The sequence below is a fragment of the Sneathiella sp. HT1-7 genome (assembly GCF_020731145.1).
In the GTDB taxonomy this organism is placed as follows: domain Bacteria; phylum Pseudomonadota; class Alphaproteobacteria; order Sneathiellales; family Sneathiellaceae; genus Sneathiella.
Map to the genome: position 1 here is coordinate 571,382 of NZ_JAJFZN010000003.1, position 22,158 is coordinate 593,539.

Below are 22,158 nucleotides of genomic sequence, written 5' to 3' on the forward strand. Positions count from 1 at the left end.
TTATTTCTTCTTCTTTGACTTGGCTTTTTTGGACGGCTTGGCGTCTTTTTTCTTAGCCTTATCGGGCTTTTTTGACTTTTTGCTCTTTTTATTCTTCTTCGGTTTGTCGGCCTTATCGGACTTTTCAGCCTTTTTCGTCTTGACGGGCTTGGTGTCTTTCTTCTTGCCCTTCTTTGGCTTCTCAGCCTTCTTGGCCTTTTTCACTTCTTCGGCTTTCGCGGGGGCTTCCATGGCCGCAGGTTTTGCGGGCGCGGCCGGTTTCTCCGGTGCCGGAGCGGGTTTCGCGAGGGCAGAAAGTTTCGGTGTCACGACGACGGCAGGCTTTGCGGCCGGTATAAGAGAGGCTTTCGCGGCGGCAATCAGTACTTTCGCGCGTGCTTCGCCGATGCCAGGAACGGACAGAAGCTGGGCAACTTCCGCCTTTGCGAGCTGTTCGGCGGTCGTAATTCCATTTTCGGTAAGGCTCGTGCCTGTCGTTGGACCGACGCCTTTAACATCAAATACTGTCAGCATATTTGTTATCCTTTTCGCGCGGGTAAAAGGCTGGCGCGAAGGCCAGCCTTTGGAGGTGTCAAACGCCGTTAAGCCGCTTTCTTCAGCGCTTTTTTGGCCTTTTTCAGCTTGCTTTCCTGCTTGGCAATTTTCGCTTTGCGGGATTTAACTTCTTTTTTGAGATTTTTGATCTTTGCTTTTTTAGCCATGATAAAAGTGGTTCCTTATTGGTTTAATTGGGAATGCAGGGCGGTTATTCTGACGGGACATGCTGCTTCAGAAAGTCGCGAATAAATCGCCGGACCTCGCGGGCGGCGCTGGTGTCCAGTTCGTCGCATAACTCGACAAACTGATCCCGCTCCTTACCCTTGATGCGAATGATCAACTGGCTGTCTTTCCGTTCTTTCTTCTTCAGCTTTTTCTCTGCCGCCATCGGGATACGTACTCCTTGCATAATCAGAAGTATATCGAACGCATATCACATGTATATACATTTTATGTTACAATATTGTGTCGGCGCCGAAAAGAATTTTGTCGCCAGTACGTCGCCTGCGGTTACTTGTAGATCAGCGTCCCGTCATCAAGGTCAGCCTCGCCCAGCGTTTCCTTATCGACATAATAGTCCTGCGTATGTACCCAGGGGTCTTTGTCGCCCTGCTTGGGCATGATCTTGAGGGCGCGGGTGAGGTAGCCCGCATTGAAGTTATCCGGGTCGACAAAGGGCTTTTCTGGCATGCCCTTGTCTTCTTCGCGGAGTTCAGGCACGACCATCCGCGCACCTTTCTGCGCCATATGCTTGAGTAAGCGGCAGACAAATTCCGCCACCATATCGGAGCGCATCGTCCAGCTTGTCCGCAAGTAGCCGAAGACCCATGCCATATTGGGAATGCCAGAGAACATGATTGCCCGATGTGACCAGCAGTCGCCGAAATTAAGTGACTTCCCGTCGATGGTGAAGGCGATATCGCCAAGAGCGCTCATATTAAAACCGGTGGCGGAGACGATAATATCGGCTTCCAGTTCTTTCCCGGATTTGAGCAAAATGCCATTTTCCGTGAAATGATCGATCTGGTCGGTAACGACGGAAGCTTTGCCATCACGGATTGCCTGAAACAGGTCCCCGTCGGGCACGAAGGCGAGCCGTTGCCGCCACGGACGGTAGGTCGGGGTGAAATGCGGATCGACGGGCAGGCTGTCACCAAGATACTTCTGCGCGCCCTTGATCAATTCCTCGCGCAACCCTTCCGGCTCCTCGAAGGAGCGGCGGGTGATTTCCTTCTGGTCATAGAGGACCTTGCGCCGCGCAATCTCATGAATCCATTCGTCCGGAACGTCAAGCTCGCGCAGGGTTTCCGCCAGTTCGTCGCGATTGGCGCGGGCGGAAAAATAGGTGGGGGAGCGTTGAAGCATAGTAATATGCCCGGCCTCTTCTGCCATGGCGGGGATCAGGGTCGCCGCCGTCGCACCAGAGCCGATGACGATCACTTTTTTGCCCTTATAATCGAGATCTTCGGGCCAGGTCTGCGGGTGGACGATATCGCCCTTGAAGTCCTTCATTCCCGGATAGTCAGGCGTATAACCTTCGCTATGGCGGTAATACCCTTGGCACATCCAGAGAAAGTTGCAGGCATAGCGCCGGAGATCACCGCTTTCCTTATCGAGCACTTCCAGCGTCCAGCGCTTTTCCTCGCTCGACCAGACGGCCGTCTTCACTTCATGGGAAAAGCGGATATGGCGGCGGAGATCATTCTCATCAAGGCTTTCATCAAGATAACGGAGAATTTTGTCCGCTCTGGCAATGGGGTCATCCTTCCACGGCTTCCATTTAAAGCCGAAGGTGAATAGATCGCTATCGGAGCGGATACCCGGATATTTATGGGTTGCCCAAGTGCCGCCGAACGTGCCTTGCGTCTCCAGAATGGTGAAGTTTTTATTTGGGCAAAGTTTCTGAAGGTGATAGGCCGCATCAATCCCGGAAATGCCGGCCCCGACAATCAGCACATCAAAATATAGGGTTTCGCCCGCATTTTCCTGAGCACTCTCGACCGCTGCATCCATGGTCTTACCTCCTGATCGCCTTCGGCGTTGTTTATTGTTATCTTATAGAATAGTGATCTCGCGGTGGTGCGCAATAGTAGATTATCCTGGCATTAGGCATTAGTCTGGACGCACTGGATATCCGGACCTACGAAAGTGCAGGACATGATGGTAGAAAAAACCAAACTCGTAGAGGAAAGCGCGCTTCACGGGATGTTCAAGCCGGGCGATTTTCTCGATTGCTACTCTGTAGTCATTTCACCGCCTGACCGTCCGCTTGGAGAAATCGTACAGTATCTACTGATTGCGATGCCGGGGTGGGCGCGGATGTTGCTCCGTATACGTGACAGAATTGTTCGTGTCTTTGGTATCAAGACAACGCGGGAGCTTCCCCAGAACAACAGTTTTCGACAATCCGTTGCCGTGGGGGATCATGTCAGCTTCATGAAGGTGTGGAGTGTTTCCGACCGCGAGATTATCCTTGGCGAAGACGATTCCCATCTAGATTTCCGGGTGGCTCTCCGGCGTGAGCCGGGGGAAGAGGGGCTTGTCTCCCTCGCCACGCTTGTTCACCGGCATAACCTCATCGGGCGGCTGTATCTTGCGCTGATAAAGCCGTTTCATATCCTGATCGTGAAATCCCGTTTGGCCGCAGCCGCGCGTCATTTTGAAGCAAAAGTATAAAATTGGGTTGCTAATAGTTGCAATACAGTTTGTTTCTGCACAATATACAGAAGTTGCACTTAGACTTGATACTAATGACAGGGAGTTATGAACCATGGCTGGCAAATTTGAACTTTACAAAGACAAGGCTGGCGAATTCCGCTTCCGCCTCAAAGCTGGCAACGGCGAAGTCGTTGGCACATCTGAAGGCTACAAGGCGAAGGCAAGCGCAGAGAACGGAATTGCTTCCGTAATGAAAAACGCGGGCGACGAAGGCCGGTATGAATTCAAGGAAGGCAAGAACGGAAAATGGTACTTCAACCTCAAGGCCTCTAACGGTCAGGTCATTCTCTCCAGCCAGGGTTATGCCGACGAAGGCGGAGCAAAGGGCGGAACCGGTGCCGTTGGCCGCGCTGCAGATGGTGCAAAGACCGACGACCAGACGTAAGTCTTTTAAAATTACACCTGCAGAGGCCGGGAGAGCAATCTCCTCGGCCTCTCTTTTTGGGAAGAGCAAATGACGCAAACCACTATCGAAGCGACCCTGGACGCCTATTACAAGGCGCTGCAATCTGGCGAGGAGGACCAGATCAGGGAAATTGTCGCGCCGGGTATCCTCGTGCAGTATCACGATGCGACGGGTCTGCTGCCCTGGGGTGGGCGCTGGCAGGGGATCGACGCATTCAGGACATTTCTATCCCATGTGGCGGAGCATCTCGTCATCGAGGAGGTCGAGCAGTTGGAGAAGCTCATCGCCGATGACTCGGTGGTTGTCGTGCTGCGTGGGAAGTGGCTGGCGAAAGCAACGGGCCGCCGGGTTGAGGCGGTTGTCAGCAATATCTTCACCATCAAGGATGGCAGTGTCGCCGGCTATCAGGTTTTCCCCGATAGTGCGGCCTTTGCGATAGCGCTGGATCGCCTTGCTGTGGTAGAGGCAGGATAATAAATAAGAAAGAGTGCGCGCTGGAGCGAGTGAGATGGAATTGTCTGTGTTTTTGATCGTGCTGATGGCAGCGTTGCTACATGCCGCGTGGAATACTTTCGTCAAGATGAATGACGACAGAGTGCTGTTCATGGCGGTTATGATGGCGGGAAGCGCGGTGGTCGCCTTTGTCGCGACCGCGTTTCTGCCACTCCCCGCGCCGGAAAGCTGGCCGTATATCGCTACCTCGGTTCTATTGCATATCGGCTATCCGCTATTCCTGCTGATGGCGTATAAGTTTGGAGATCTGAGCCATGTTTATCCGCTTGCCCGCGGGTCCGCCCCATTGATCGTTGCGCTGGTCTCGGTCTTCTATATCGGGGAGGTGTTAAGCAATCAGGCCATGTTCGCTGTTATGATCATGGCGTTCGGGATCATGAGCCTGTCACTTACCCGCGGCGCGCAGGACCTCTGGAATCCACAAGCTGTCTTCTTCGCGCTCGGCACCGGTTTGTTCATTGCTGCCTATACGCTGACCGATGGCATTGGCGCGCGGCTCGCAGGCAGCGCTCATAGCTACACTTCCTGGATGATGGGTCTGGAGGGGATTCCCTTTATTGCCTATATCTTGATAACGCGACGGAAAAGGGCCTTGCCGCAGATTGCCCGCGTCTGGAAACTTGCCGTCCTGATGGGGCTGATGAGCCTTGTCGCCTATTGGTCCGTGATCTGGGCGATGACGGTGGCGCCGATTGCACTTGTCGCGGCGGTCCGCGAAACCAGCATTATTTTTGCGCTGCTGTTTGGGGTTTTCTTCCTGAAAGAGAAATTGAGCCTGATGAAACTCGCCTCCACCTTTATGACCTTGTTCGGTGTTGTACTGCTCAAGATGAACCGGAGCTAATGCGCATTAAAGTGCCGGACGAAACTCTCTCCGCCCGGCATTTCTCTCAAAACGGGGTGCGCTTCAAAGGGCTACATGTCGATCGCTTCGACCACCTCGACGGTCCCGCCATGCTGGAGGATCGGACAGTCTTTTGCGATGGCAAGGGCAGCATCCATATCAGTTGCATTGACAAGGGTATAGCCTGACAGCGGATTGCTGCCGCCGTTATTTTCCACGCCGTTCGCAGTGACAGTCTTGGACATGCCGACAGGATTGCCGGGGTCAACCAGATACTTGCCATGCTTCTCCATCCATGCACCCCAGGCGGCCATGGCTTTGGCGCCTTCTTCCTCCGTCTCGGGTTTTCCTCCGCCATGATAGGCAAAAACAAATTTGGGCATCTTCTTATCCTCCTTCTGTCATTAAAGGTTAGCTTGCTAGTCGTTCCAGTTTTCTCAAGGACGAGGTCCAGCCTTCATTATGGTTTGCGGCGCTTTCGTCGTCCGGCAGATCGGAATGGATCAGTCGAAAGATGGCTCCACCGGAACCGTTTGGTTCAACCTCAAAACGCACCCGGCTTTCATGACCGCGCGCGTCATTTTCGTCATGCCAGCCCCAGGTGAACTCGACGGAGCGGGGCGGGTCGATCTTGATGACTTTGCCGGTCACCTTGTGGCGACCACCCTCGGCATTGACCATCACCGAAGACCAGTCGCCGGGCTTCGACAGATCAAGGTTATGTTCAGGCACAGTCATGCCCTCCGGTCCCCACCATTTCATCAGGTTCTTCGTCTGGGTGACGAAGTCGAAAACTGTTTCCGGATCGAGAGGGAAATTGCGTTCAAGAGTGAGTGTGCTCATTTTTTCGTGCTCTCCTGTAGTAGGGCGGCCTCAAGCCGGTCGAGGCTCTTCTGCCAGAATTCGCGGTAGCTCATCGACCAGGCGCCAATGGCCTGCACCGCTTCGGGGCGGACGGAATAAAGGCGGCGCTGCGCATCGATGCGCTGTTCGACGACGCCGGCTTTACGAAGGACTTTCAAATGCCGAGAGATGGCGGGGGCGGAAATCTGCCCCACATTTTGTAGCTCCCCGGCGGGAAGCTCTCCCTCCTGCAGGAGTTTCTCGACAATGGCGAAACGGGTGGCATCACCCAGCGCGGCAAATGTACTCGACAGATTTGACATGAATTCTCTATTATTTAACTATTATGTTAAATAATGTATTAGAAAAATACAATTAGTCAATAAAAAATTGCACCGCCCGACGGGGAAGGGGAGTTGCAGGGCTTTTGCGAGGGGGGCGGTGTTTTTATTTCCCGTTTGATTTCAGGCGGATGCGCATGGAGCCGCCTTTCGGCTGCTCGATATCGAAGGCGTTGGTCTTGCGCACGAGGTCGCTCAGTTTCGGGACGCCGTAGTTGCGCGGGTCGAAGTCGGAGTTGAGGTTAAGGAGCTGGTTACCCACGTGGCCGAGTGCGAACCAGCCGTCATCGCTGTCGAGCTCGGCGATGGCCTTCTTGATCTGCTGGGTTGCCTTCGAAAGCTGCTCCCGCGGTTTCTTTGGGGAGCCACCGCCTTTCTGGCTTTCCTCGGCGACGCCGCGCAGGTTCTCCGTATAGATGAAGCGGCGGCAGGCCTGACGGAAGCTTTCCGGCGTTTTCTGTTCGCCGAAGCCATAGACGTCGGTTCCCTGTTCGCGGATGCGGGCGGCGAGGGCCGTGAAGTCGCTGTCCGAGGAGACCAGGCAGAAACCATCAAAGCGGCCGCTGTGCAGCAGGTCCATGGCATCGATCACCAGCGCGATATCGGAGGCGTTCTTGCCTGTCGTATAGGCGAACTGCTGATGTGGCATGATGGCATGCTTGGATAGGATCTCGGCCCAGCTTTTTGAGCGCGGATGCGAAAAGTCGCCGTAAATCCGCCGCACGCTGGCTTCCCCGATCTTGGCGATTTCCTCAAATAATCCATCGGCGATCTTGGACGAGGCGTTATCGGCATCGATCAGAACAGCGAGGCGGGGGGAGCGGGTTTCGGACATCATCAAATCTCTTATCAGGTGTTGTGAAATTACTTCCCCGACAATGCCGTAAGCGCAATGGAGATTCAACTATCTTTCCTCAAAAAACGGCCGCCAGCGTGAACTGGCGACCGTTTCCCAAGAGCAGAGTGTTACGCGGCGAGAGCTTCACTTGTCTTGGCGGCAATCTGCGCGATGCGTTCGCCATAGAGTCGGGCAGTCTCAAGATCGCCTGCACGGGGGCCTTCCTCCGGGCTGGCATCCGACGGCGAGATGGCGAGCGCTCCGGCAAAGCCTGCCGTCCAGTTCACATCATCGGGGCCATGCTGTTTCTGGTTGGACGGAAGCAGGCCCGTTCCGACCCAGATCTGGCCATGCTGCTGCGACAGGGTGAAGAAATAATTGATCGTTGACCCTTTATCACCGTTGACCGAAGCCGAATTGGTGAAACCGCCGGCAATCTTGTCCTTCCAGATAGAGCTGAACCAGGGCTTGGAGCTCTCATCGGCGAATTTCTTGAACTGCCACGCGGGGCCACCCATATAGGTCGGGCTGCCATAGATGATGGCGTCCGCTTCGGCGAGAGTGTCCCAGACCTCCGCGGCGATCTCGCCATTTTCCGGGATCTGGATGTCGGTAACGGTGGCGCTGTTAACGCGGGAAGCGCCTTCTTTCACGGCGTCGGCTTGTTTGGCAGTGTGGCCGTAACCACTGAAATAGACGATTGCGATTTTGGTCATTGGTGAACTCCTGAAGCTTAAAAAAGACGAATAAGTTTATTGCGATGAATGGCACGTAAAGCCTTTACTTTCCTTTTGCAAGTAGTTACCTTTTGGTAAGTATTGAAAAAAATTGGAGATACTGCGCATGGCACCGAAACATGGAACCAATCAATGCCCGATGGAAAGCATTCTCGGCCAGATCATGGGCCCGTGGACGCCCTATATCCTGTGGCTCCTTTCGAACGAGAAGTCTTTGCGCTTCGGCCAGCTGTCGGCGCTTATCCCGGATATTTCGGCCAAGGTGCTGACCGATCGCCTGCGCAAGCTGGAAGGCTCCGGTCTTGTTCATCGCGACTATCAGCCGACGGTACCGCCGACGGTCTATTATTCCCTGACGGCGCGCGGTGCGGAGCTGCATGGTGTGTTGCAAGGGCTCAATGAAGTGGCCCTGCGCTGGGCCAAAGAGGATGAGGAAAAGCAAGGCATTCCGGATGCGGAGATAATTGCCGCCGAATAAAGGGCGTGATAGCTTGCGTATCTCATAACAATAATAAGGGAGGTTCGCGCTATGGAAAAAATCAATATCCAGTTCACCCTTTTTTCGGCCTTTTATTCGCCGCTTATCTCGGTGATGTCCGGCGGATTTCTGAAGGAAGAAGGGCTGGAGCCCAACTGGACCGTCGCCGCACCCGGCGTTTCCGCTATCGCGGCATTGAAGGAGGGCAGCGCCCATGTTGTGCAGTCAGCTTTGAGCCATGGTTTTGGTGCGATCGCCCGTGGGGAGGAGATGACGATTTCCCATTTCGCGCAGATTAACGAGATGGACGGCTTTTTCCTGACGGCGCGGGAGCCGGATCCGGATTTCACTTGGAAGAAGCTGGAAGGGGCGGAAGTTGTCCTGTTCGGCGGCGGGCAGCCACTTGTCATGTTCAAATATGCCTGCCACAAGGCCGGGATCGACTACGACAAGATTAAGGCGATCAACGTTGGCGGCGCGGCGGCCATGGACAAGGCTTTCCGCGAAGGGCAGGGCCAGTATGTGCAGCAGCAGGGTCCGTTCCCGCAGCAGCTTGCGGCGGATGGCCTCGGTCATATCGTGGCGCAGGTCGGCAAACAGATCGGGCCGTGCGGCTTTTCAAGTCTTGCCGCAACCAAGGACTGGCTGGAGAGCGACATGGCGCGGGCCTTCATGCGGGCCTACCGCAAGACACGCATCTATATGAATGAGACACCCGCCGCCGAAATCGCAAAGGCGGAGAAAAGCTATTTCCCTGATATTGACGAGGCTGTGCTCGCGAATTGCATCTCCACTTATCAGAAGCTTGGCTGCTGGACGCCACATGTGGAAATTACCGAGAGCGCCTATGAGGCGACGATGGATATTTTCGCCTATAACGGCCTGCTCGGGGAACGCTACCCCTATGGCCGGATCTGCAGTCTGCCGCCGTCCTAGACCATATAATCGAGGAGCAGACCACCCACGGCGCAGATCAGCAGGACCGGTGTTATCGACCATTTACGATAGAGCAGCAGCACCGCGGCAATCGTGGCGAGGATCAATACCTTTCCATCGAAGGTCGCGAGGGTCGGCTGCCAGAGCGTGACCGGGCCGAATTCCTGCTTCGTCACCTCGGTGAAGAAGACATGCAACGCGAACCAGATGGAGAGGTTGAGGATTACGCCGACCACCGCTGCGGTAATGCCGTTCAGCGCACGCTCCAGCCGGGGCTGATGGGAAATCCAGTCGATATAGGGCGCGCCGGTGAAAATCCAGAGGAAGCAGGGGACAAAGGTCACCCAAAGGGTGAGTGCAGCGCCGGCGAGGCCGAGCAGGAACCCGCCCTCATAAAACGCGGCGAGGAAGCCGACGAATTCTGTCACCAGGATCAGCGGGCCGGGCGTCGTCTCCGCAAGGCCAAGGCCATCCATCATTTCGCCTGCGCTCAGCCAACCGAACTGGTTGACTACATCCTGCGCCATATAGGCGAGCACCGCATAAGCCCCGCCGAAGGTCACCACTGCGAGCTTGGAGAAGAACAGCGCGATCTCGGTCAGGATCGGCACACCCGTAAACGCGCCGATCAACAACACCGGCGCCCACCAGACAACCAGCCAGAATCCGATCCAGAGAGAGGTTTTTAACAGCGATTGGCCGGCGGGCAGGGGCATCGCCTCCTGTGGCTGGATTGTGCCCTTCCGGAAAAAGCCGTAAAGCGCGGCAAGCAGGACAATCAGCGGAAACGGCAGTTCAAGGAAGAATATCCCGATAAAGGCAAGCGCCCCGACGACCCAGGGCGTTGTCCCTTTCAACGCTCGCTTCGCGACTTTCAGCAAAGCTTCGATCACGATAATGACCACCGCCGCCTTGATCCCGAGGAAGAGGCTGCCAACCAGTGGGACCGACCCATAAAAGGCATAGATACTGCCAAGGGCGAGGATGACGGCGGCGCCCGGCAGAACGAACAGCAGCCCGGCCATCAACCCGCCGATAATTCCTTTAAGCCGCCAGCCCGCATAGGTCGCGAGCTGCATCGCCTCCGGTCCGGGCAGCAACATGCAGAAGCTGAGCGCGTTGAGGAATTGTTTCTCGCTCAGCCACGCCTTTTCCTCGACCAGCACCCGGTGCATCAGCGCGATCTGCGCCGCCGGTCCGCCGAACGACAGGAGTCCGATGCGGCCGAAGGCGGCGAAAGTCTCGCTTCTGTCCGGTTTATGGGCCGCCTTAGCATTCATGAAAAAAGCCGGTTGCTGCGTCTATGAAACGTCATCATAGATAGACGCAACAGCCGGGGTGACTGTCAACTGTAATATTATGAAGCGTTCGCGATGCGGGCTTCGACATTCTTCTTGATATTTGCGAGCGCGATATCGGCTTCCTTGTTCAGCCGGTCGATCTGATCATTTGTTGGCGGCTTAGGCCGGGCCGGGTTGATCATGGTGCGGGTGAAGCGGACCTGATCCCCTTCTTCCTTAACGTCATAGCGAACGATGATCGTTCCAATAAAATCCGTCTCGGTCTCCCCGATCCAGAGATGGGGCGGTTCACATTCCGTCACCACCCAGTTGAGTTGCGCGGGACCACTTCTCGTGTGCCATTCCTCAACAAAGGTGTCGCCCTTGCGCAGGGGGCGATCCGGGCTATCAATCTTGTGCGATGCTGCGAGCCATTCGGGCCAGCTGTTGGGATTGCAGACATAGTCAAGAACGTTCCCCGCAGGAGCGCTGATTAAGATACTGTGGCTACGCTTGAAGGAGTGAGTCTCGGTCATTGGGGATTTCCTTTTTTACTTTTTCTTCTTGTTTTTACTGAAAAGGGCGCGGGCAATCCGCTCGTTCTGGATTTCGGTTGTGCCATCGACATAGTTGGCGATGCGGGCGCAGGCGATCTGCCGGCCCAGCGGGTATTCGCGGCGCAAGCCCGCCGCGCCCATTACCTGCATACAATGGGAAAGCTGCTCATCGGCCATTCGGGCGGCGTATTTCTTCGCGTGGGCAGCGGGCAGTTCGGCATTTGTGCCATTCTCCACCGCGAGAACAGCGCGATAGGCGAGAAGGCGCGCGGCCTCCACCTCCGTCTGGGCATCGGCGAGCCGCCAGCGGAGCCCTTGAAAATCAGCGATATGTCCGCCAAAGGCGGCCCGCTCGCTCGCATAGCTGGCCGCGAGATCAATTGCCGCCTCGGTCATGCCGCAGCACATGGTGGCGACATAGGTTCGTGCGGCATTAACACTGTTCATTGCTGCCTTGAAGCCGTCACCCGGCACACTCATCATCCGGATGTCAGGGACGAAATGATCCTCAAGCTTGAAGCCGCCGGTGCCGATGGCATGGCCGCCCATGATTTCAAATGGCGGCACACGGGAAACGCCGTCCTCGCGCGCATCGATAAGAAAGCCCGCAACCCCACGCCAACCCGCCGCCGGGTCCGTCTGCGCATAGAGGAACATCAGGTTCGCATTCGCCGCATTGGTGATCCAGGCTTTCTCGCCATTGATAACCCAGCCGCCATCGACCTTTTTCGCAAGCGTTGTAATAGCGGCGAAATCGCTGCCTGCGTCCGGTTCGGTCAGAGCGGTGCAGCCGATAGCCTCTCCGGCCAGCATTTCAGGCAGGTATTTCTCGGCGATTTCAGTTGGCGCATCACGGGCGATCTTCCCGGCAAGGCCCATATGATTGATCAGGGAGAAGGAAAAGGCGAAGCAGTCTCGTGCGATCTCCTCGGCGATCCGAGCCTTCAGGCGAAACCGTCCGCCAAAGCCACCAAGATGTTCGGGCACCTCAAGACCTGCGAGGCCTGCAAGTGAAGCTGCACGCAATGCCTCAATCGGTTGGCGGCGTTCTTCTTCCCAGTTTTGTGCCTTGGGGGCGACCTCGTTTCGGGCGAGCTCAACCGCGCGGGCGAGCATGTCTTCTTCGGTGCGTGTTAGGAGCAAGTCCATGATAATTCCCGATACTTATTATTAGTTTTCAAGACTATAGCGAAGCAACCTCACCCCGGAAAGCGTGTTTTGCGGGAACGGGATTAATAGGCGAGAATTTTCTCCATACGGAAATTGGTGAGCGTCACGCCATTGCGCATGGGCTGTTGTTTTTTGAGAGCCCGCCAGCCATGCCGTTCAAACAAGGGGCGGGCAAAAAGGCTGGCGTCGCTGGTTAGTGCTGGCATCCTTTTCGCAAGGGCATATCGCTCAACAAACCCGTAAAGCCTCCCGGCGATTCCTTTGCCGATCCAATCCGGATGAACGAAGGCAAACTCAATATGCCCGGTTTCTGTCAGGGACATAAAGCCGATGATTTGGTCCTCCGTCTCCGCGATCCAGGTTTTCAGGCCGTGCATCCTATCGCGCCAGACATCCTTATTGGGCACTTCCGGCGCCCAGGCCAGAAGCTGTTCCTCGGTATAATGCCGCGCCGCGCCGCGCCGGATGCTCTCGAAAAATAGTGACGCTGTCTCCTTCAGATCGAAAGGCAAATATTCGCGTATGTTTATATTTTGCGCGTTCATCTACAAAGATCGTGAGCCAATGAGGAACAGTATATGGTAAAATAGATTTATAGCAGGCGGCAGGGAATTCCAACAGGGAGGAATAGAATGCGGGTGCTGATTGTGGGGGCGGGCCCAACAGGGCTGACGGCGGCGGTAGAGCTTAAGCGTCGCGGTGTTGATGTTGAAGTGGTTGATAAACGCGAGGAAGGCTCGGGTCTTTCGCGTGCAGTCGGGATAACGCCGGAGAGTCTTTTGCTGCTGACCGCATCGGGGGTGACGGAGAAACTGCTCGCCGAGGGGATCCATTTTCAGGAGGCGCGTATCCACCGCCGCGCGACATTATTGTTGAAGCTCCCCTTCAAGGTATCAAAGGCGAAATATGACTATGAATATATTCTTGGTCTGCCGCAGGACCGCACAGAAGCGATCTTGCGTGAGACATTGGAAAGCTTTGGTGTAAAGGTTCGCTATGCGACGGAGCTGAAAGATCTTCGCGACGATGGTGACGGTGTCATTGCCATGTCGGCGGACGGGCGGGAGGAACGCTTTGATTATGTGCTCGGCGCTGATGGAATCCGAAGTCGGTGCCGGGAGGTGTTGGGCCTCGATTACCACGGATATGACCTGCCGGAAACCTGGTCAATCGCCGATGTAAATGCGAAGAATTGGCCGACCCCCAAGTCCTTTACCATATGCCAGTTCGCGCGCGGCGGAGTTGTCGTTGTCGCGCCACTGGCATCGGATCGTTATCGGGTCATTTCCAACCGGCGGGATGCCTTGCACAATCTCCCCATTGAGATGGAGGTTACGAAAGTCAATAGGGAGGGAACCTTTACCATCTCCATCCGTCAGGTGCCGGAGTACTGCAAGGGGCGGGTGTTCCTTGCTGGTGATGCCGCACATTGCCATTCCCCGGTCGGCGGGCGCGGCATGAACCTTGGAATCGCGGATGCCGCGGAATTTGCCCTGCGTCTGGCGGAGGATGGGCTGGCGGGATATAGCGCCGCGCGCCATGCGGAAGGCGCAAAAGTGATCAGGGGAAGCGAGCGGGTACGCAAGATCGTCACGTCAAAAAATCCGGTGATGCGGCGGCTGTTCCGCTGGGCGCTGGGTATCGTTTCCATCACGCCGCCGCTGCAGCGGCGGATTGCAGCCATCATGCTCTACGGATAATGCTGCACTGCAATGTGAATTAGCGCTGCTAAGTTTCTGTTGCAAAGAGTAAAAATACATGGAAAATGTTTCTCAAGGACTATACTAGCCAACAAGACGCTGTTAAAGCGCAATAACAATTTTGACATTTAAATATCCGGGAGGATTAGACGATATGCGTAAAGCATTAATGGTAGCGGCTGTGACAGCCGTGTTGATGGCATCCGGTTCCGCCGCCTATGCGGCATGTGATGCGAACGAGATTGTCATTAAATTTGCTCATGTGACGAACACGGACAAGCATCCCAAGGGGATCGCCGCCAGCCTACTGCAACAGCGGGTGAATGACGAGATGCAGGGCAAGGTCTGCATGGAAGTTTATCCGAACTCCACCCTTTATAATGACGACAAGGTCTTGGAAGCATTGCTGAACGGCGATGTCCAGCTTGCCGCGCCGTCACTCTCCAAATTCGAGCAGTTCACCAAGCAGTTCCGTATCTTCGACTTGCCATTCATGTTCAAGGATATCAACGCAGTCGATGCCTTCCAGAACTCCGATACCGGTCAGGCCATGAAGGAAAGCATGACAAAACGCGGCCTCTTGGGCCTTGCGTTCTGGCACAATGGCATGAAGCAGTTCTCAGCTAATAAGCCACTGGTCTCACCGAAGGATGCGGAAGGGCTGAAATTCCGCGTACAGTCCTCCGATGTGCTGGTCGCACAGATGGACGCTCTTGGTGCGAACCCCCAGAAGATGGCCTTCTCCGAAGTTTATGGCGCGCTTCAGCAGGGCACCGTGAACGGACAGGAAAATACCTGGTCGAACATCTATGGCCAGAAATTCTTCGAGGTTCAGGACGGCACGACCGAAACAAACCATGGCGTGATTGACTATCTTCTCGTCACTTCTACGGAATTCTGGGAAGGCCTCCCCGATGATATCCGCACACAGCTTGATACGATCATCAAGGAAGTGACAGAAACCCGTAATGCGGAATCTACCAAGGTCAACGAGGAAGCCAAACAGGCGATCCTTGCCGCTGGCGGTGTCGTCCGCACCCTGACGCCGGAACAGCGCCAGGAATGGGTTGATGCAATGAAACCTGTTTGGAGCAAGTTTGAAGCCGACGTCGGCGCCGATAACATTGCCGAAGCACAAAAGTTCAATATGACCAACTAAGGTTGGAAACCCGCTGGCGCGGTTGTCTTGATCGCGCCAGCGCTTTTTTGCGTAGCTGACAAGGGGGAGGCCATGTCGGGACACACGCCGCACCGCAAGGGCACATTTGTCGACAGCCTCGAAGAGACGCTGATCGCCATCATTCTGGGGCTGATGACCCTGGTCACATTCGCCAATGTCGTGGCCCGCTACGTCTTCAATTCCAATATTCTCTGGGGTCTTGAGGTCACGTCGATCCTGTTTGCCTGGTTGGTCCTTTTTGGTGTCAGCTATTGCGTCAAGGTAACCGCGCATCTCGGTGTTGATGCGGTTGTCAATCTCCTCTCGCCGCCGGTGCGAAAGTTCTGCACTCTGATTGCAGTGGCTGTTTGTGTTATCTATGCTTTCCTGCTTCTGAAAGGGGGGTGGGATTTCTGGGCGAATTTCGCGAACCTTCCGGCGACGACCGGACGATGGTTCCCGACCGGATTTCAGGAGAAATTCCTCGCCAAGGGCTGGTATGAAACCAACGACGTCTTCATGCCGGATATATTTCAGTTCATTGCCGACTGGTTCAACGATGGCGAACGATATGAGAAAATTCCCCGTCTGATCCCTTATGTCATGCTGCCCGTCGGGATGGCACTGCTGTTGTTCCGCTTTCTGCAGGCAGGCTGGGCCATCTATACAGGCAAGCAGGAACTGCTCATTGTCAGCCATGAGGCTGAAGACGCGGTTGAAGAAGCTGCCGCCAAATTAAGCAGGGAGGAATAGTCGATGGAAGTAGCCCTGCTGTTTGCCATTGTCATTGTTCTTTTGGTGCTTGGCGTTCCCATTGCTATCGCGCTGGGATTAACCTCTATTTTTTTCCTGCTGTCCGCGTCGGACAGCTCGCTCGCCTCTGTCGCGCAGACACTTTATGAGGCGATGGCCGGGCATTACACTTTGCTCGCCATCCCGTTCTTTATTCTCGCCTCCAGCTTTATGTCGACGGGCGGGGTGGCGAAGCGGATCATTCGCTTTTCCATTGCGGTGGTCGGGCATTTCAGCGGTGGCCTCGCCATTGCCGGGGTGTTCGCCTGCATGATGTTTGCGGCTCTCTCTGGTTCCAGCCCCGCAACCGTGGTCGCCATCGGCTCCATTGTCATCGCCGGGATGACCCAGGTCGGCTACAAGAAGGACTTTGCCGCCGGAATTATCTGCAACGCGGGCACGCTCGGTATCCTGATCCCACCGTCCATCGTGATGGTGGTCTATGCGGCGGCGACGGATGTTTCTGTTGGCCGCATGTTCCTCGCTGGTGTGATCCCGGGGTTACTCGCGGGTTTCATGCTGATGGTTGGCATCTATGTCGCCGCGAAATACAAGGGGCTCCCCAAGGGCGACTGGAAGGGTTGGGGAGAAGTGCTCTCCGCCGCGCGAGATGCGGGCTGGGGTCTGTTCCTGATCGTGATTATCCTTGGCGGTATTTATGGCGGTGTCTTCACGCCGACGGAAGCGGCGGCAGTGGCGTCCGTCTATGCCTTCCTGATCGCCAATTTCATCTATTGCGACATGGGTCCGCTACACCGGCAAGGGCAGGATTCAATCCCGCTTTGGCGGAAGCCACAGGCGCTGATCACAGTGTTCTTCCACAAAGATACCCGCGATACACTGTTCGAGGCGGGCAAGCTGACCGTCACCCTGATGTTCATCATCGCCAATGCGCTGATCCTGAAACATGTGCTGACCGACGAGCAGATCCCCCAGCAGATCGCTGGCGCGATGCTGGACGCCGGGTTTAACTGGTGGGTATTCCTGATCATCGTCAATATCATCCTGCTGATCGGCGGGCAGTTCATGGAGCCGTCAGGCCTCATCGTGATTGTCGCACCGCTGGTCTTTCCGATAGCGATGGAACTCGGGATCGATCCTATTCATCTCGGCATTATCATGGTCGTGAATATGGAGATTGGGATGATTACGCCCCCGGTCGGGCTCAATCTATTTGTCACCTCTGGCATTGCGGGCATGCCGATCATGCGCGTCGTGAAGGCAGCGCTGCCGTGGCTTGGTATCCTGTTCGTGTTCCTGATCCTGGTGACCTATATTCCATTCCTTTCGACCTGGTTGCCGACGACCTTCATGGGGCCGGAACTCGTCATCAAATAGGGGTGCTACGCCATTTATTCGGGCGTGTTGTGCCTCCCTATTCTGATTTAGGATGATTCGATTTAGTGTGGATAACTCCTAAAGACGCTAAATATAGGGGGGTTACAGCTTTTTTCTGCTAAATTCGTCGAAACTGTTTGCGAATTCCGTCAGATTGACTCACTATAGTTAATACAGGGATTAGTAAGCGTAAGCGTTAGTATAATGTCACCTTTAGTTGAAGGCCATAAACCGACAATGTCGGCGGCGAGAAATACACGCCAGTTAAGCCAGGCAATCGCCCGGAAGGTGCTGCTTGTTTCTATAAATATTCCAAAGAATAATGATCCATATGGATCGCTCGATACTTTTGTGTTTGGGCATCTCCCCGTCGTCTTCATGATCGCAGAGAGCGCCACAGCGGCAACCATGATGCTGGAAGAAAACCCGGACATCGCCGTGGTGATTATCGATGTCTCTGGGGAGAAGAGCGAGAGCGGCCTCGATCTCGTGCAGAAGCTCCGTGGTGAGATCGGAAACAAAATCATACGTATTGTTCTGCTGGGTGAAGCGGCAGAGCAGACCGGGGCGCAGAACCGCTTCCTCGACTATGACGTCAGTGACTATCGCGATATATCCGCCATCAACCTGCCCAAGCTTTTTACCAGCCTGACCATCGCGCTTCAGTCTTTTGAGCGGCTAATCTCGGAAGAGGACAGCAAGCAGTCGCTTCAGACAATTCTCGATATCACCAAGGAGCTTTATGGTGTTCGCTCAGTAGAGGATTTCTGCCTCACCATCCTCTCGCAACTGCAGGTGATCTGCAAGAATGTGGAAGATTGCTTCTTCGCTATCCCGAATGAACATTCCGGGGAACTTTCTGTGACAGCAGGTAAGGGACGGTATGCCGCTAACAAAAAGTTACGCGTCGGAGAGGTGGTGAGTGAGGATATGTATGAGAGGGTCCTTGCCGCGACAGTGGGGCGTGAAAATGTTTTCGCAGAGACCGTCAATATCCTCTGTATTTCTCAAGAAGAAAAACTAAAAGGCGTGGTCGTGCTGGAAAACCGTGCGCCGCTCACCTTTCTGGAAACCCGGCAGATGGAGTTGATCTGCGCCAACATCACGCTTGGCCTTGAAAATGCGGACATGTTCGAGGAAATTAAACGCCTCGCCTTTAATGATAGCCTGACCGGTCTCGACAGCCGAGCAAAATTCCGCACAGATGTGCAGGGTCATATTGAACGGGTGGCCAAACCGGAGAAGCGACGCCTCGCCGTGGTGCAGTTCACGCTGGAACATCTGTCGGAACTGAATATCGCGCTTGGGCATGACGCGGGCGACGAGCTTATCCAGTTTGTCTCTGAACAATTGACCACCATGTTCCCGCAGGCCATATCGCTCGCGCGAACATCGGGGAACGGGTTTGGCCTATGCCTGCAGTACAAGAATACGGGGGAACTCAAGCAGATCCCGAAGACCATCCACAGTGTGTTTGAACATGGGCCATCAACACGAGAGAATATCCCGCATATCAGCCCCCGGATTGGCCTTGCCATTTATCCAGACGATGCGGATAACGCGACGGCGCTTTGGCGGAATACTAATATTGCGCTCTCGAATTTGAAGGTCCGGAATGGTTCCTACTTCTGCTTTTACAACAGCACCATCGCCAATGATATCAACGCCCGCGTCGAGATGAATAACGCGCTCCGTACCGGTATTATGCGAAAGGATCTCTCGCTTTCCTATCAGCCGCAAGTCGATCTTGAGAGCGGGGCGATGATCGGAATTGAGGCGCTTGTTCGCTGGCAGCGTGAAGGGGGGATGTTTGTTGCTCCCAATGATTTTATTCCGGTTGCGGAAAGCTCCGGCCTGATCGCGCCGATCAGTGAATGGGTCCTGAGCGAGGCCTGTCGCCAACGTAGAGAATGGCTCGATCAGGGGGAGAGTGACTTCCGGGTCGCAGTTAATCTCTCGCTGTCGATTTTCCAGAATGATGATTTTGTCGAATTGATAACGAAAACATTGGCGGATACAGGTTGTCCGCCCTCTCTGCTGGAACTTGAAGTCACCGAAAGTGTGATTATGGAAAACCCGGAGCAGACGTTGGAAAATTTCCGCGTGTTGCGCGATCTCGGCGTTAGCTTTGCCATTGATGATTTTGGAACCGGTTATTCCTCGCTTGCCTATCTCCGGCAATTGCCTGTATCCGCGCTCAAGATCGACAAGGCTTTTATTGATGGCCTGACCGAGAATGATGATGATGCTGCGATCGCGCGAACAGTTATCTCACTCGGGCGCAGCCTCGGTATGAACGTGCTTGCCGAAGGTGTCGAAACCATGGAGCAGGTGGAATTTCTCCGATCCGCCCAGTGCCATCAGGCGCAGGGCTTTCTGTTCTCACGCCCAATCACGGCCGCAGATGTCATGCCCTTTATCAGCGATCCGGATCGACCAGTTTTCCGGCAGCCCAGCCTATTTTAGCAGTTTACCAGGATTCATGATCCCATCGGGGTCGAACGCCTTCTTTATCCGACGCATCAGGTCGATCTCGATTGCCGGTTTGTAATGCACCAAATCGTCGGCCTTCAGGCGGCCAATGCCATGTTCGGCACTGATGGAACCGCGCATTTTTACGGCGATATCATGAACGGCGCGACTGACTTCCTCCCAATGGGAGAGATATTCTTCCCGTCCCATATCCTCGGGCTGCATCGGATTAAAATGCACATTGCCATCGCCGATATGACCGAAAGCGACTGAGCGGAAATTCGGAACAATCTTGGCAACCGCAATATCGGCCTCCCGGATGAAGTCGGCGAAGCGGGAAACGGGAACGGAAATATCATGCTTGATGCTACCACCCTCGGGCTTCTGCGCGGCGGAGATTTCCTCCCGCAGGCGCCACAGATGCTGCTGCTGTGCCTCGCTCGCGGGGACCACCGCGTCCAGCACAATCTCTTTCTCGAAGGCCGCCTCGAGAATGCTCTCCATCAGTTCCTTCAACTCCGGTGTTGCGCTGGAGGAAAGCTCGACAAGTATATGCCAGTCATAACGCGCGGGCATCGGGTCGGTGAAATCCGGTACATGGCGTATCACCATATCAACGCAATAACGCGAAATCAGCTCGATCGCCGTCACCTGATCGCCGCTCATGGCACGGGCCAGGCTGAGGAACTCGATTGCCGCCTCAACGGAGGGAACGGCGGCCAGCGCCACCTGCTGATATTTCGGCTTTGGGTACATTTTCACGACGGCACCTGTCACAATGCCAAGGGTGCCCTCCGCCCCGATGAAAAGCTGCTTGATATCGTAGCCGGTATTGTCCTTGCGGAGGCCCGTGAGGCCGTCCCAGATTTGCCCGTCGGGCAGCACGACTTCCAGCCCGAGCACTTGCTCCCGCGTATTGCCGTAATGCAGGACCTGCACGCCGCCCGCGTTGGTGGAGATATTACCACCGATCTGGCAGCTTCCTTCGGAGCCAATCCGGAGCGGGAAGATAAAGCCATTGTTCTCGGCCACCTCCTGCAGATTAGCGAGGATGCAGCCCGCATCGACAGTGAGGGTACCATTCAGCCGGTCAACCTCTCGCACCTGGTTCATCCGCGCAACCGAGAGGATAATCTCGTCCCCGCCAGTGAAGGGGATGGAGCCGCCAACGAGACTGGTGTTCCCGGCCTGCGGGACAAGAGGCGTTTTAGTTTCCGCACAGAGCTTGACGATGGCGGCGACTTCTTCTGTTGTTTTTGGTTGCACCACGGCGCGGGCGCGGCCAACAAATTTGTCGCGCCATTCAACAACGAAGCCCTGCATATCGGCTTCCTCGGTGATGACATGTGTGTCGCCAACGATGGCTTTCATATTTTCGATTAAAGTCATTTGCCTATCGTTTCCTTTTCGTGCTTTGGGGCCGCCGCGCGGCGGAGGCGGTCATTGATGGCAACACCCAGCCCGATTTCGGGGATTGGGCCGACGGCGATGCGCTTGAAATTCATTTTATCCAGAAAGTGGAGAGCCGAGAAAAGAAGCGCCGTCGCCTCTGTCAGGTCGCCGTTAATGCTTAAATTCACATCGGCGATGGTGTCATACTCGCGCCCGAAGGCGAGATATGCCTCGCCGGGTTCCTTGGCAGTCGCATTGAGCCGGACTGATGCATTGGGCGCATAGTGGCTGAGCAGCATACCTGGGCTCGGCGTGGTGCCATCCGCGTCATGGGAAAGAACCAGTCCGACCGACGCCTCCAGCGCCTCTCGCGTAATTCCGCCGGGGCGGAGGAGGACGGGCTGATCATTTTCAGTGAAACCCACAACAGTGCTTTCAACACCAACAGGGCAGGGGCCGCCATCCAAAACGCCCGCGATTTTCCCCTCTAGCCCGTCAATGACATGCTGCGCTTTGGTCGGGCTGATTCCACCCGACGGATTGGCGCTCGGCGCGGCGAGGGGGCGACCGCATTCTTTTAAGAACTCAAGCGCGAGTTTGTGGCCCGGCACCCGGATGGCCAATGTTTCCAGCCCGGCACTTGCAAGCCGTGAGACCGGACAGTTTTCCACACGTGGCAGCACGAGAGTGAGAGCGCCCGGCCAGAAGGTTGCCGCAAGCCGTTCCGCCGTGTCATTGAACGTGACATATTCCTTTGCTTTCGCGAGGGAGGGGACATGGACAATCAATGGGTTAAAGCTCGGCCGGCCCTTGGCCTCGTATATTGAGGCAACGGCGCGATCATTCGTTGCATCGGCGCCAAGGCCATAAACCGTCTCGGTCGCAAAGGCGACAAGATGTCCGGCGCGAATTTCTTCTGCGGCCTCTGTCAGTCCATCTTTGTCTGTCTTAAAAATTTTCATTGATCATCAATATTCTGCTTATTGCTGCCGGGAGTTTACCCGATTGTATTTCTTCGTCGAGAGGCTTTCGACTTGCGCGAAAGTCTTTTTTCTCCTCGCGGGATATGCCATAACATCCTGACGGTAAGAATAACCATTATATAAG

Annotated in this window: 25 protein-coding genes; 11 read left to right on the forward strand and 14 right to left on the reverse strand. The window is 55.2% G+C overall.

Features of this window, described 5'->3' with window-relative positions:
* The 3 genes from LKE13_RS12460 to LKE13_RS12470 all read right to left on the reverse strand — a co-directional run bounded on the left by LKE13_RS12460 (position 1) and on the right by LKE13_RS12470 (position 2,550).
* Complete coding sequence (locus tag LKE13_RS12460) at positions 1-513, reverse strand: helix-hairpin-helix domain-containing protein (RefSeq protein ID WP_227951696.1); 513 nt, start codon at positions 511-513, stop codon at positions 1-3.
* 232 nt (positions 514-745) lie between these two features.
* Entirely contained in the window at positions 746-925 is a 180-nt protein-coding gene (locus LKE13_RS12465) for a hypothetical protein (protein ID WP_227951697.1), read from the reverse strand.
* Between the two features lie 122 nt (positions 926-1,047).
* Positions 1,048-2,550: a flavin-containing monooxygenase gene (locus LKE13_RS12470; protein ID WP_227951698.1), complete on the reverse strand. Its 1,503-nt coding sequence runs from the start codon at positions 2,548-2,550 to the stop codon at positions 1,048-1,050.
* A gap of 144 nt (positions 2,551-2,694) precedes the next feature.
* Here LKE13_RS12470 and LKE13_RS12475 point away from each other — a divergent pair, with 144 nt between their 5' ends.
* From LKE13_RS12475 to LKE13_RS12490, 4 genes are all read left to right on the forward strand, one after another.
* Positions 2,695-3,213, forward strand: coding sequence for a DUF2867 domain-containing protein (locus LKE13_RS12475; protein ID WP_227951699.1), 519 nt, complete (start codon positions 2,695-2,697; stop codon positions 3,211-3,213).
* A 94-nt stretch (positions 3,214-3,307) separates the two neighbouring features.
* Entirely contained in the window at positions 3,308-3,640 is a 333-nt protein-coding gene (locus LKE13_RS12480; RefSeq protein WP_227951700.1) for a YegP family protein, read from the forward strand.
* Positions 3,641-3,709: 69 nt separating this feature from the next.
* Entirely contained in the window at positions 3,710-4,135 is a 426-nt protein-coding gene (locus tag LKE13_RS12485) for a nuclear transport factor 2 family protein (protein WP_227951701.1), read from the forward strand.
* A 34-nt stretch (positions 4,136-4,169) separates the two neighbouring features.
* Complete coding sequence (locus tag LKE13_RS12490; protein WP_227951702.1) at positions 4,170-5,018, forward strand: DMT family transporter; 849 nt, start codon at positions 4,170-4,172, stop codon at positions 5,016-5,018.
* Between the two features lie 71 nt (positions 5,019-5,089).
* Here the strand turns inward: LKE13_RS12490 and LKE13_RS12495 are convergent, their stop codons facing one another.
* The 5 genes from LKE13_RS12495 to LKE13_RS12515 form a co-directional block, all read right to left on the reverse strand.
* Positions 5,090-5,401 (reverse strand): YciI family protein, encoded by a 312-nt coding sequence (locus tag LKE13_RS12495; RefSeq protein ID WP_227951703.1) that lies wholly within the window; start codon positions 5,399-5,401, stop codon positions 5,090-5,092.
* Between the two features lie 28 nt (positions 5,402-5,429).
* A complete protein-coding gene (locus LKE13_RS12500) occupies positions 5,430-5,861 on the reverse strand; it encodes an SRPBCC family protein (RefSeq protein ID WP_227951704.1) in 432 nt (143 codons plus the stop codon).
* A complete protein-coding gene (locus LKE13_RS12505) occupies positions 5,858-6,184 on the reverse strand; it encodes an ArsR/SmtB family transcription factor (RefSeq protein ID WP_227951705.1) in 327 nt (108 codons plus the stop codon). Before LKE13_RS12505 ends, LKE13_RS12500 begins: the two co-directional genes overlap by 4 nt.
* Positions 6,185-6,308: 124 nt before the next feature.
* A complete protein-coding gene (locus LKE13_RS12510) occupies positions 6,309-7,040 on the reverse strand; it encodes an NYN domain-containing protein (protein ID WP_227951706.1) in 732 nt (243 codons plus the stop codon).
* Between the two features lie 128 nt (positions 7,041-7,168).
* The gene (locus LKE13_RS12515; protein ID WP_227951707.1) at positions 7,169-7,756 is read right to left on the reverse strand and encodes a flavodoxin family protein; all 588 of its coding nucleotides are present in this window, start codon (positions 7,754-7,756) and stop codon (positions 7,169-7,171) included.
* Between the two features lie 127 nt (positions 7,757-7,883).
* Between LKE13_RS12515 and LKE13_RS12520 the strand changes: the two genes are divergently transcribed.
* Together LKE13_RS12520 and LKE13_RS12525 are read left to right on the forward strand one after the other, a co-directional pair.
* Positions 7,884-8,255, forward strand: coding sequence for a winged helix-turn-helix transcriptional regulator (locus LKE13_RS12520; protein ID WP_227951708.1), 372 nt, complete (start codon positions 7,884-7,886; stop codon positions 8,253-8,255).
* A gap of 51 nt (positions 8,256-8,306) precedes the next feature.
* On the forward strand, positions 8,307-9,191 hold the full coding sequence (locus LKE13_RS12525) for an ABC transporter substrate-binding protein (RefSeq protein ID WP_227951709.1): 885 nt from the start codon (positions 8,307-8,309) through the stop codon (positions 9,189-9,191).
* On the opposite strand, the gene chrA is transcribed toward LKE13_RS12525, so the two are convergent.
* From chrA to LKE13_RS12545, 4 genes are all read right to left on the reverse strand, one after another.
* Entirely contained in the window at positions 9,188-10,471 is a 1,284-nt protein-coding gene (chrA, locus tag LKE13_RS12530) for a chromate efflux transporter (RefSeq protein WP_227951710.1), read from the reverse strand. The two genes, LKE13_RS12525 and chrA, sit on opposite strands and share 4 nt — an antisense overlap.
* A gap of 77 nt (positions 10,472-10,548) precedes the next feature.
* The gene (locus LKE13_RS12535) at positions 10,549-11,007 is read right to left on the reverse strand and encodes an SRPBCC family protein (RefSeq protein WP_227951711.1); all 459 of its coding nucleotides are present in this window, start codon (positions 11,005-11,007) and stop codon (positions 10,549-10,551) included.
* A gap of 15 nt (positions 11,008-11,022) precedes the next feature.
* Positions 11,023-12,177 (reverse strand): acyl-CoA dehydrogenase family protein, encoded by a 1,155-nt coding sequence (locus tag LKE13_RS12540; protein WP_227951712.1) that lies wholly within the window; start codon positions 12,175-12,177, stop codon positions 11,023-11,025.
* Between the two features lie 83 nt (positions 12,178-12,260).
* Positions 12,261-12,743 (reverse strand): GNAT family N-acetyltransferase, encoded by a 483-nt coding sequence (locus LKE13_RS12545; protein WP_227951713.1) that lies wholly within the window; start codon positions 12,741-12,743, stop codon positions 12,261-12,263.
* A gap of 87 nt (positions 12,744-12,830) precedes the next feature.
* On the opposite strand from LKE13_RS12545, the gene LKE13_RS12550 reads away from it, so the two are divergent.
* From LKE13_RS12550 to LKE13_RS12570, 5 genes are all read left to right on the forward strand, one after another.
* Positions 12,831-13,898, forward strand: a complete 1,068-nt coding sequence (locus LKE13_RS12550; RefSeq protein WP_321576140.1) for an NAD(P)/FAD-dependent oxidoreductase — start codon at positions 12,831-12,833, stop codon at positions 13,896-13,898.
* A gap of 154 nt (positions 13,899-14,052) precedes the next feature.
* Positions 14,053-15,057 (forward strand): TRAP transporter substrate-binding protein, encoded by a 1,005-nt coding sequence (locus LKE13_RS12555; protein WP_227951714.1) that lies wholly within the window; start codon positions 14,053-14,055, stop codon positions 15,055-15,057.
* Positions 15,058-15,129: 72 nt separating this feature from the next.
* Positions 15,130-15,810 carry a TRAP transporter small permease gene (locus LKE13_RS12560; protein ID WP_227951715.1) on the forward strand — a complete coding sequence of 227 codons (681 nt, stop codon included), beginning with the start codon at positions 15,130-15,132 and terminating at the stop codon, positions 15,808-15,810.
* A 3-nt stretch (positions 15,811-15,813) separates the two neighbouring features.
* The gene (locus LKE13_RS12565; RefSeq protein ID WP_227951716.1) at positions 15,814-17,187 is read left to right on the forward strand and encodes a TRAP transporter large permease; all 1,374 of its coding nucleotides are present in this window, start codon (positions 15,814-15,816) and stop codon (positions 17,185-17,187) included.
* A 204-nt stretch (positions 17,188-17,391) separates the two neighbouring features.
* Entirely contained in the window at positions 17,392-19,653 is a 2,262-nt protein-coding gene (locus LKE13_RS12570) for an EAL domain-containing protein (RefSeq protein WP_227951717.1), read from the forward strand.
* On the opposite strand, the gene LKE13_RS12575 is transcribed toward LKE13_RS12570, so the two are convergent.
* Positions 19,645-21,048: an FAD-binding oxidoreductase gene (locus LKE13_RS12575; protein ID WP_227951718.1), complete on the reverse strand. Its 1,404-nt coding sequence runs from the start codon at positions 21,046-21,048 to the stop codon at positions 19,645-19,647. The two genes, LKE13_RS12570 and LKE13_RS12575, sit on opposite strands and share 9 nt — an antisense overlap.
* Positions 21,045-22,013 (reverse strand): L-threonylcarbamoyladenylate synthase, encoded by a 969-nt coding sequence (locus tag LKE13_RS12580; protein ID WP_227951719.1) that lies wholly within the window; start codon positions 22,011-22,013, stop codon positions 21,045-21,047. The genes LKE13_RS12575 and LKE13_RS12580 overlap by 4 nt, the downstream gene beginning before the upstream one ends.
* Positions 22,014-22,158 lie beyond the last annotated feature (145 nt).